This is a genomic window from Streptomyces sp. NPDC039424, from assembly GCF_055639495.1.
Map to the genome: position 1 here is coordinate 98,908 of NZ_JBVKAI010000026.1, position 9,885 is coordinate 108,792.

Annotated in this window: 11 protein-coding genes and 2 pseudogenes; 6 read left to right on the top strand and 7 right to left on the bottom strand. The window is 66.8% G+C overall.

Translation table 11 applies throughout. The annotated features are described in order from the left end of the window. Positions 1-86: 86 nt before the first annotated feature. Positions 87-758, bottom strand: a complete 672-nt coding sequence (locus ACZ7L0_RS39345; protein WP_471247378.1) for an MBL fold metallo-hydrolase — start codon at positions 756-758, stop codon at positions 87-89. A gap of 76 nt (positions 759-834) precedes the next feature. Between ACZ7L0_RS39345 and ACZ7L0_RS39350 the strand changes: the two genes are divergently transcribed. Continuing rightward, on the top strand, positions 835-1,260 hold the full coding sequence (locus ACZ7L0_RS39350) for a MarR family winged helix-turn-helix transcriptional regulator (protein ID WP_471247379.1): 426 nt from the start codon (positions 835-837) through the stop codon (positions 1,258-1,260). Here the strand turns inward: ACZ7L0_RS39350 and ACZ7L0_RS39355 are convergent. The 3 genes and pseudogenes from ACZ7L0_RS39355 to ACZ7L0_RS39365 form a co-directional block, all read right to left on the bottom strand. Then, positions 1,251-1,409 (bottom strand): hypothetical protein, encoded by a 159-nt coding sequence (locus ACZ7L0_RS39355; protein ID WP_471247380.1) that lies wholly within the window; start codon positions 1,407-1,409, stop codon positions 1,251-1,253. The two genes, ACZ7L0_RS39350 and ACZ7L0_RS39355, sit on opposite strands and share 10 nt — an antisense overlap. A 36-nt stretch (positions 1,410-1,445) precedes the next feature. Further along, positions 1,446-1,769: a hypothetical protein gene (locus ACZ7L0_RS39360; protein WP_471247381.1), complete on the bottom strand. Its 324-nt coding sequence runs from the start codon at positions 1,767-1,769 to the stop codon at positions 1,446-1,448. Between the two features lie 12 nt (positions 1,770-1,781). Continuing rightward, positions 1,782-2,573 (bottom strand): annotated as a pseudogene (locus tag ACZ7L0_RS39365) (IS256 family transposase); the annotation flags it as partial. Between ACZ7L0_RS39365 and ACZ7L0_RS39370 the strand changes: the two are divergent. Further along, positions 2,565-2,823 (top strand): annotated as a pseudogene (locus tag ACZ7L0_RS39370) (transposase); the annotation flags it as partial. The pseudogenes ACZ7L0_RS39365 and ACZ7L0_RS39370 sit on opposite strands and share 9 nt — an antisense overlap. Positions 2,824-2,930: 107 nt before the next feature. Here ACZ7L0_RS39370 and ACZ7L0_RS39375 read toward each other — a convergent pair. After that, positions 2,931-5,369, bottom strand: a complete 2,439-nt coding sequence (locus tag ACZ7L0_RS39375) for an outer membrane protein assembly factor BamB family protein (protein WP_471247382.1) — start codon at positions 5,367-5,369, stop codon at positions 2,931-2,933. A gap of 150 nt (positions 5,370-5,519) precedes the next feature. Between ACZ7L0_RS39375 and ACZ7L0_RS39380 the strand changes: the two genes are divergently transcribed. From ACZ7L0_RS39380 to ACZ7L0_RS39390, 3 genes are all read left to right on the top strand, one after another. Then, on the top strand, positions 5,520-5,696 hold the full coding sequence (locus ACZ7L0_RS39380; RefSeq protein ID WP_471247383.1) for a hypothetical protein: 177 nt from the start codon (positions 5,520-5,522) through the stop codon (positions 5,694-5,696). Positions 5,697-6,045: 349 nt separating this feature from the next. After that, entirely contained in the window at positions 6,046-6,636 is a 591-nt protein-coding gene (locus ACZ7L0_RS39385) for a hypothetical protein (RefSeq protein WP_471247384.1), read from the top strand. After that, positions 6,633-7,013 carry a hypothetical protein gene (locus ACZ7L0_RS39390; RefSeq protein WP_471247385.1) on the top strand — a complete coding sequence of 127 codons (381 nt, stop codon included), beginning with the start codon at positions 6,633-6,635 and terminating at the stop codon, positions 7,011-7,013. Before ACZ7L0_RS39385 ends, ACZ7L0_RS39390 begins: the two co-directional genes overlap by 4 nt. Here ACZ7L0_RS39390 and ACZ7L0_RS39395 read toward each other — a convergent pair. After that, positions 7,006-8,688, bottom strand: coding sequence for a tyrosine-type recombinase/integrase (locus tag ACZ7L0_RS39395; protein ID WP_471247386.1), 1,683 nt, complete (start codon positions 8,686-8,688; stop codon positions 7,006-7,008). The two genes, ACZ7L0_RS39390 and ACZ7L0_RS39395, sit on opposite strands and share 8 nt — an antisense overlap. 133 nt (positions 8,689-8,821) lie before the next feature. On the opposite strand from ACZ7L0_RS39395, the gene ACZ7L0_RS39400 reads away from it, so the two are divergent. Beyond that, positions 8,822-9,496, top strand: a complete 675-nt coding sequence (locus ACZ7L0_RS39400) for a hypothetical protein (RefSeq protein WP_471247387.1) — start codon at positions 8,822-8,824, stop codon at positions 9,494-9,496. Positions 9,497-9,559: 63 nt separating this feature from the next. Here the strand turns inward: ACZ7L0_RS39400 and ACZ7L0_RS39405 are convergent. Continuing rightward, a partial coding sequence (locus ACZ7L0_RS39405; protein WP_471247388.1) for a transposase occupies positions 9,560-9,885 on the bottom strand: 326 nt, incomplete at its 5' end.

Below are 9,885 nucleotides of genomic sequence, written 5' to 3' on the forward strand. Positions count from 1 at the left end.
CTGCTGCCGCGTGAGATCGACGACAAGCTGGTGGCGCCGGTGTGGCCCGGGCCGAGGCATCTGCTCCGTCTCGGGCCGGTCAGCCGTCAGGTCCGAGGACCCGCCTGGCTCGAGGAGCCGGCGGCTTTGGACAGCTCGACTTGGTCCCCCGCGGACCAGGTGCGGACGGCCGGACCATGCGGCCCGCCGACCAAGCTGCTCAGGATCTGAGTGTGGGCGCTCAGCGCCGGGGGGCTCAACACCGCGTCGTGAACGAGGAAGACCTCGCCGGGTCCGACTTCCCTGACGTAGTCGACGACCTCGGCCAGTTTCACCCACGGCGCACCTGCCGGTGCGAGGAGCGTGCGCACGTCCTCCTCCGGGACGGTGAGCGCGTCGCCCGGGTGGAAGACTCCGTCGACCATAAAGCCGACGTTGTCGAACTCGGCGAAGTCGCGGTGGATGGTGGCGTGTTTTTCCCCGTACACGTGGAATTCCAGAGGGCCGATGTCGAAAGTGTCTCCGTGCCGGAGGGTATGGACGCGTCCGCCGAGGTCGGTGAGGTGGCGGGCGACCGCCGGGTTGGTCCAGATCTCGATGTCGCCGCTGGCCTCCCGCAGCCGGTCGGGGACGAAGTGGTCGATGTGCTCATGCGTGACGAGCACCGCGTCGGCTCCCTCCAGCGCGTCCGGATCGCTGAAGCAGCCGGGGTCGATGACGACGGTGCAGCCCTCGTGCTGCAGTCGTATGCAGGAATGCCCAAGCGAGGTGATCTGCATGACTGGTCTCCCTTGTGTTTATGCAGCCAGACTGTACAGCATTGCTGTATAGCTATCCTGTGGGTACGGTGATGCTGTGAACGAGCATGAGATCGCCGGCGACCTGCGAGCCGCCGTCGGAAACCTGGTGCGGCGCGCACGGGCCACCGACGCCATGCCGCAGACGCAGGCCGCGGTACTGGGCTACCTCGACCGCGAAGGGCCCATGACCACCAGCGAGCTCGCGGCCCGGCAGCAGGTCCGCCACCAGACGGCGGCGCGGGTCGTCGGTCAACTCGTGGAACTAGGCCTCGCCCGCCAGAAGCCCCATCCGGATGACAGGCGCAAGGTCCTCGTCATGCTGACCGATCCAGGCCTGCAGGCACTCCAGGCACGCCGCGGCCGCCGAGCCGACTGGCTCGCCGAGGCCATCAGGGCAGAGCTGTCCCCCGCCGAACAGCAACAGCTCGCGGAGTCCGTCGCCCTCCTCAAACGGCTGGCCCGGCACGGCGATCACAGCTGACCGTCCCCAGCAGGTACAGCACCTCCCGGCGGCCCCGCCGGGCCTGTCTGAAGGCGGCGCAGGGCGTCCTCGGACTCCCGGTCGTCGGGCAGGTAGAGAAGCGGCCCCGCGACGGCGCGGGCCTGCTCCCGCTTGCGGGGGTTGGTCATGGGAGTAATTGTCAAGAGTTGTGGGTCAGTAGCGGCTCACCATGATTCGCGGCTCAGGTGCACGAGACCTTGGATGGTGCCCAGGCGAGTGTGCAGGGTGGGCTCTGGGGCAGGGGTGTCGGTGAGCAAGAGGACCCGGACCGCCGGGTGTTCCGGGGTGTAGAGGTCGTCCTGGCCGTCATCGCCGGGGATGGTGTTCGGCTGGATCTCGATGCGTCCGTAGGCGCCCTGGGCGAGGTGGTAGACGCCCCGGTAGTCACTTTCGCGCTCGGTGAAGACCACATCGAGGTGGCCGGTGACGAGGCGGACCAGTTCACTCGCGGTGTGTGTGCTGGTGCCGTAGGTGTCGTAGTCGGTCATGGTGGTCTGACCTTAGGCCGCGAGCGCCTCGGAACGTTCGAGGAGCTCGCCGCGTTCGAAGCGGGCGCCGGCCCTCACCAGGGCGACGAGGTGGGGCGCGTTGACGGCCCGCCATCGTGCCTGGGCGGACTCGACAAGCTTGAACACCATCGCCGGGGCAGCCGCGCGGGAGCCGGCACCCTTGGTGACCTTCGTCCGCAGCCGCACGGTCGCGAAGGTCGACTCGATCAGGTTCGTGGTCCGCAGATGGATCCAGTGCTCGGCGGGGAAGCCGTAGAAAGCCAGCAGCTCGGCCTCATCGTCCGTGATCTTCTTGACGGCCTTGGGGAACTTCACCTTGTACTGCTTCTCGAACGCCTTGACAGCCCTGGCCGCGTGCTCCTTGTCCTCGGCGTCGTAGATGTCTTGGATGGCCTTCTTCGCCGCGGGCTGGGCCGACTTGGGCAGGCTGTCGAGGACGTTGGCCATCTTGTGAACCCAACACCTTTGGTGGCGGGTTTCGGGGAAGACTTCGTGAAGCGCCTTCCCGAAGCCGAAGCCGAGGGCGCCGTCGCCGACGCCGAGGACGAGAGCGCGCATGCCCCGCCGGGCAGCATCTCGCAGCAGGCTCGCCCAGGACTCCGCGGATTCCCGGTAGCCGTCGGCCATGGCGATCAGTTCCTTGGTGCCGTCCGCGCGCACGCCCATCACAACCAGGCCGGCGGCCTTGGCCTCCTCCAGGCGTATGCGCAGGTGGATGCCGTCGGCCCAGACGTAGACGTAGTCCGTGGCGGACAGGTCGCGCTCGCCGAACGCGATGGCCTCAAGGGCCTGCCCGACGCGGTGGAGACCGTCTGGCCCCGCACCACGGTGCAGACCTGTGTGGTCCACCTGTTGCGGAACTCCTTCCGCTATGCCGCCCGCCAGGACTGGGACAAGATCGCCTCGTGTCCTCAAGCCCGTCTACACCGCGCCGACCGAAGAGGTCGCACTCGAGCGGTTCGCCGAGTTCGCCGAGTTCGCCGAAGCCTGGGGCAAGAAGTACCCGGCGATCGTCCGGCTCTGGCACAGGGCAGCACCCGGCGGCGCGCCCCCGCGCCTACCGAGCGGGGTAGCGCCCCGAGAATCGAGTCGCGCTGGTCGACGCGTCGGTGGAATCGCCGGGCCTGGTGCCTGTCCGAGTCAGCCCCCGATGCCAGTGGCGGCATCGAGCGCGTACACCGTGCCTTTGTCGTCCCCGACGTAGACGCGGCCACCTGCCACCGCAGGTGAGGAGATCAGTTCCCCGTCCACGTCGTGGGACCACTTGTTCTCGCCAGTGGCTGCATTGAACGCGTACACGGTGTGGCCGGCGCTGCAATACACCGTGTCCCCCGCCACGACGGGCGGGGAGACGACCGTGCCGCCCGTCGCATGGGACCACTTCTTCGCACCGGTCGCCACGTTCAGCGCGTACAGGTTGTGGTCGGCGGCGCCGTAGTACACGACGGTGCCCGACACGACGGGCGGTGATGCCGGCTTGGCCCCGGTACGGTGGGTCCACTTCGTGGTACCGGTGGCCGCGTCGAGCGCGTTCACGCTGCCCTTGTCGTTCGCGACGTAGAGCCGGTTGGCTGCCACCGCCGGCCTGAGGTGAATCTCGCCGTAGGAACGGGTCGACCACTTCTTCGTCCCGGTGAGGGCGTTGAAAGCGTACAGACCATGCTGGATACCGACGAAGAGCGTGCCGTTGGCCACAGTCGGCTGGGAAACGTCCGTGGCGGAACGATAACCCCACTTCTGCTTGCCTGTGACCGTGTCCAGCACGTCCATCGCCGAGATATCAGGGTCATAGATCGACGCCTTGTGGGTCATGCCGATATAGACCATACGGCCCGATACCGTGAGTGCGGAGTGCGGAAGGTCCAAGAGAACACTGCCCCGTATGCCCCACTTCTTGTCACCGGTCGCCGCGTTCAAGGCCACGACCCCGTTGCCGCCGACGAATACCGTGCTGTTGTGTACCGCCAAGGAACTCGCCTCGGTCTCCACAAACCCGGCGTAGACCCATTTCCGCTTGCCCGAAGCGGCGTCCAGGGCGTAGACCTTCCCTCCAGCCGTTCCATCAATGCCGGTCACGTACACCGTCCCGTCTGCCACTACCGGTGTGGCCCCTACCGACCCGGAGGCAGTCTCGTAACGCCAGGGCTTACGTACGGGCTTGCCGGACCCCTGACCCGTGAGGTCCCCCAGAAAAGCGGGATACCAGACCGCCGTCGCGGCGGCGGCACACGCGATCAGAATCGCCAGTGCCAGCCGACGACGCCTGCTACGGCGGGGGCGTTTGTAGTTCTCATCCAGGTCCCAGGGGGCGGGGGCCGGGCGGTCAATCGTGGTGGCCAGGACGGGAGCCACTTCTGCGGGATCGACGGAGGTCGCTGGTGCCGGCCTGGCCGCGGCAGGTGTGCCGGCCTCTGCCGGCCTCGTGGTCACCTTCTCCAGTGCCCTCACTTCGGCCTCTCTGCTCCCGGCGGGGGAGGCCGGCGTGGCCGCTTCGTCTACGGCGCGGGTCGGGGACAGCTCGCCTGGCAGCTCGGCTTCGCCGTCCGGCTCGCGCGCCGCAGCGGATGCCTCCACGACGGTGCCGACCACGACATCCGAAGATTCCGGCAGGTTCTCCTCAGGCAGCCGGGCCACTTCCACGAGGGCACGCTCGAGCAGGCTGCCGCCGGCCGCTTGCCGCTCCTCGACCGCGTCCAGAAGGCTGTCCACGCTGTCCATGGACACCGCGGTGCCGTCAGGAAAGGCCAGCTCACCGCCCATACGCGTCGTGTCCATGGACAGCGCAGACTGGGCTGCTGCCGCTTCCACAGCCAGCGACGCACGCAGTCGGGCGATCTGGTGGGAGAGCTCAAGACTGAGGTGCTGCGCGATGGAGCGGTGATCAGCAGCCTGCTGCCTTCGTGACCGAGTGCGCTGCAGCCGTAGCTCGATCGCGGCGATGGACCCCTGCAGCACGGACAGCGCATCAAGGAGCAGTCGCTGGTCCTTTCCTGCCTCCTCCAGCTCTTCCCGCGTGCGCCGCAGTGTGCGCTCGCGTGTGCCCCGCTCGGTGAGCAGCACCTCCGTCAGCCGGGTGAGTCCGTCGATGATCCCGTTCTGCGCGTGGACGAAGTCCTGCAACTCCAGCTGTGTCTCCAGCGCGCTGCTCAGCTTCCGCTGCAGGCTGAGCTCCACCTGCTGGCGGTCGGCGCCTTCCTGCCGCTGCTCGCACTCTGCCTTGGCCTGCTTCCACGTCCGCTCGGCCTCCTGGCGCACCCGGCCCGGCAGCGTGCCCCGGTGCCGTAACTCCAGGAAGGCGATCAGCAGCTCGAACGGGATCAGCTTGCTGCCGTTGAGGTATTTGGCCCACTGGGAATGCTTCGGCCAGCCCTCTAATCCAGCCTCTGTCCCCATCTGTTCCAGCGCACGCACTCCGCCGCTCGCCGGCTTGTATCTGCGCAGCAGCGCGAGCAACTCCTCTTGCGCCGACTGGGCGGGCTGGTGTGCCCCCGATGCCATGAGTCCCCCTCGTCCACGTCCGTGGACAGTCCTGCCTTCCACCCACGCGGCCTGCCGGTTCTTCACCGCGTCCAGGATCACGTGGAGTCATCGCGCGGTGACACAACTATGGCGTTGCTCGCACTCGCAGGTACAGCGAACAGCCAACTTCGAGCTGCGGGCGGGCCCGCCGACCAACTTCCGACAATCCACTGACGCGACGGGCCCCGGCCCTCACGAGGAGGAAACCGCATGCCCAACCGTAAGACGCCGCGCACCGACCTGATAGTCTTCCTGGCCGTCCTGACCGCTGGCGTCATCCTGATCGCCATCGTGCACATGCCCGTCGACTCGATTGCCCAGTTCGCCATCGGCCTGTCCGCGCTGTACGCCGCCTACACCCAAAACGGCGGCAACGACAGTCAGTGACCACCACTGCCCTGGTGAAGAACCTTTATCAGGGCAGTACACACCTCTGGCTACCGCCCCCGCGGCGGGTCGTGCGCACTTGGGACAGACGGGCTGCGTTCGCGTGGGCTATGGAACCGATGGCTGCGCATCACCCGCTGGGCAGCGATTGCGCACTGACCGCCGCCACTGGGTGTCGGGTGCTGAATCGTCGCAAGTCCACCAGGTGGTTATGTGCGTGGCTACGGGAGCCGTTTCGAAGTGACTGTGGGAGTCACCATCTGACCGAGTTTGCGATGTCAGTTTGTTTTGACGTCACTTGGGGGCTTGCGGTGGGACTGTGAGGTGTGCTTCTCCCGCTGGGGGCCTCATGGGTAACTCGCAGTCGAAGGTCGAGTTGTACGCGGCGATTCGCCGGGATCACCAGATGGGCATGTCGCTGCGGGCGCTTCAGCGCACGCACAACGTGACGTGGAGGACCGTCCGGCGGGCTCTGGACGGGCAGTGGCCGGAGCCCCGGAAGAAGCAGCGGCGCAAGGAGTCGAGGCTCGATCCCTACAAGCCGTTGATCGACGGCATGCTGCGGGCTGACCTGGACGCTCCGCCCAAGCAGAGGCACACCGCACAGCGCATCTTCGACCGCCTGGTGGAAGGCCACGGCGCCGACGACATCTCGTATTCCATGGTCCGCCTCTACGTGAAGGACCGCCGCAAGGAGGTCCGCCGGCAGGCTGGGGTGGGCCCGGACACGATGTTCGTGCCGCAAACTCATCTGGCCGGGGCGGAGGCGGAGGTCGACTTCGGCGACGTCCACGTGATCGCGCGCAAGATGACCAAGGTCTATCTGTTCTCGATGCGGCTGTCCTACTCCGGCAAGGCAGTGCACCGGGTGTTTCTCCGCACTACTGATCTGGGGCCGATGGAGGACCCGAGGAAACATGTAGCAAGATGTCTGGGATGACTCCCCTCGACAACGCCTGGGACGAGCTGCGCGGACGGCTTCGGCTTGGCCAGCGGCTGGCCGGAACAGTGGACTGGGTTCGCCATCCCGGCGTCACCGGGATCGGTGTCGACCTGGGGCTAGCCGTCACCGGCTTCGTCGACGTACTCATGCTGCCGCGGGACGCGACGCGCTGGCCTGCCGTCGGCACAACGACGGACTTCGAGATCTGGTGGATGGATGACCGTCCGCAGATCAGGCTCATGCCCCTAGACCCAGGCTTCGTGCGTGAAGACTTCGACAGCTGGGTGCTCGTGGAGGACTCCCGGGCAGCAGCGCTGTGGCGTGAGCGCCATCGGGGGCTCCCGGAGGTTGCTGGCAAAGGCCCGATCAGCTGAGTGCGTTTTCCCGCAAATCACCTTGCTCTGCTTGATGTTGACGTAGGCATTCGGGGGCTTGGCGCTTCTTGTCAGAGATGTGACGCAGACTTTCCTGAAGGTTGGCGACCTCGCCGAGCCATTGCAGCCGTCTGGCTTCGTCCAGTCGCTCGTGGGTGTTGCGTTCGATCTCCAGCAGCCGGGGGACCTGGCTCAACGACATGCGAAGCATCGGGCAGCGCACGCATGCTGATTCATGTTGGCAGGGTGTCCCATATGGCCGGTCGCATCGGCCGAGCGCGACCTTTCGCAGGCTGAAGTGGTCCCGGAATTCCTCCCATTCGGTGTCTGTCGGCTCGCGGTATTCCTCGCTGGGCCGATGGGTTCGGCGCTGGTCAACGAAGTGGCGGTAGTGGCGGATCACCTCTTCTGGATAGACCGCGACATACCCCTGGGTGGTATTCAAGTCGAGATGCCCCAGCAGCTTCGCCGCGATGTGGATGGGCAGTCCGCCGTTGACGGTCTCCGTGGAGAAGATCCGCCGGAAGTCATGCGGGGTGAACTTCAGCGGGGTGCCGTCGACGTCGGTGATGTCCGCTCGCCGGGCCAGACCGGCGAGGAGTTCCCGGATGCGGTCCGGCGGGACGACCTGCAGCTGGTGGTGGGTGACGCGCTGGAACATATGCGGCATCAGCGGGCCGAAGCTGCGCTCGTAGCCATCGTATCGGCTGAGCAGCGGCACGGAGCCGTCGCGCTTGACCCGGCGGATGATGCGGGCGAGCACCGCGACCAGGTCCGGGTCGGCCGGGATGACCCGTTCGGCGTCCGTCTTGGACGGGCTGATCTGCAGCAGTGGCACCATCTCCCCGGTCGGGGCCTGATACTGGCGCAGGCTCAAGTGGGTCAGCTCAAGCAGTTCCTCGATGCGTGCTCCCGTCCTGCGCAGTACCTCGATGGCGGCGAAGGTCCAGAAGGCGTTGTCTCCAGACGTTCGACGTCGAAGCGGGGCCCGGGCTGGTCGACGGGGCTGACGAACAACGCGCTCGGACGCCAGGTGCTGGCGCCGCGACCGGTCCGTCGGAACCGCCGGACATCGATGGTGAACTCCTCGCCGGCTGCTGCGTCGCGGGCAGCGGACAACATCCGTCCGGCCGTGTCGAGTTCGTCCTTCGCGGCGGTGATGAGCCGTGGCAGCACGGGAATCAGGGTGCGGGTCCGCTGCTGCAGCGGGCCTGACGGCGCCGACTCTCCTTGATGTAGCCGCGGATATCGGCCTCGCCGACGGGGGGCGGTGCGGCCCACCGGGCCCAGCGGGCAGGGTCCTCCAAAGACCACTGCAGCAGGTCGCGGTAGAACGGCGCGGACCGCCAGCAGCACCGAGTGATGCGCGCCACCCGCCCAGCGGGAAAGGTCGTCCCCTTCGGGGACGGCTGTGTTGTCGGCAGCGGGTTGGGGGACGGCCCGCTGGCGCGTTCCGTCCCCCAACCCGCGGCGGTCGGCGGGGCCGTTCGTCCCTCACGGCCCCGCCGACGGATTGACACCCTGCACCGAATAAGGCAAAATTTAATATTAGGGAAGCGTTAACGGCGGCTGGTGAGGTCCCAGGCTCTGCTCCGTAAGCGCACCGAGTAGGCGCCAAGCAGGCGGCCGACGGTGAAGATGGCAGTCCGCCGGCCGCCCTGCGCTCTCCAGTCACAGACCCCTTCAACCACAGGCCCGCACCTCAGAGCGGTAGTGACATGCTAATCGGCCGTCTCCTGGACCCGACAGCGCACTCACCCCTCCGTCCACATCACCCGTGTCAGACCTCAAACGTGCAGGAGGAGCACATGACGACGCTGAACGGCCGCAGCGTGTACACCCGCCAGGACCTGATGAGCCGATACGGAATGACCCTCACCCCGCTGGAGAAGTGGTACCGCAACCGGCATGCAACCGGGCATCCTGCATCCGTCGGCAAGATCGGGCTCGAACTGGTCTGGGATGCCGAGGAGTGGGACCGCTGGTACGAGGAGCGCCAGGACAAGGCCGGCCTTGAATCGCGCGCCCAACTGGCAGCCCGACACGGCCTCGCCCAAGGAACCATCGCTCAACTGTGGAGCAGGCGTCAGGAGAACGGCCATCCGCAACCGGTGAAGACCGTCAATCAGACGATGTACTGGAACCCGGCGGAGTGGGACGCCTGGTACGCCGACTACAAGAAGCTCGCCCAGCGCACCCAACTCGACGTCAACCGCAGTGGCAATCCCGATGACCTGATCACCTTGTCCGAAGCGGCCAGGGTTCTGGGGGTGGAACCCACCAGCATCACCAACTACCCCAAACGCCCGCCTCGCGGATGGCCTCAGCCAGTCCAGGAGGAACAGCTCCCCAGCGGCCGACTACGCCGCTGGTACCGCCGCGCGGACATCTGGCACTACGCCGACACCCGCACCATGGCCGGCCCTTACCGCACCAGGCAACCCAGCGGGAAGCCCCAGTCGGAGGAGGAACCGAGTACATGAGCCGACCCAGAGACGACTTCGGACCGGTCCAACTCGCCCGCTGGCTGGGACTTACACCATGTCCTACATGGTCAGTTTGAGGAAGCGTTTGTAGCAGCAGAGGGCTGCAGCGAGGCCGAGAAAGGCCAGGTAGTTGCGGGGGTGGCACTCGTAGCGGGGTGACAGGCGTCGGCAGCCGGTCAGCCAGGAGATCGTGCGCACGATGACCCACCGCCGGCGGCCCAGTCGTTCGCTTGAGTCGATTCCCTTGCGGGCGATACGGACGCCGATGTGCTGACTGTGAAGCCATTGTCGCAGGTCAGGAAGGTCGCAGGCTTTGTCGGCGTGCAGCCGCTGGGGCTTGAAATGGTCGCTGTGGGATTCGTGTCCTATGTGGAAGTGGGCCACCA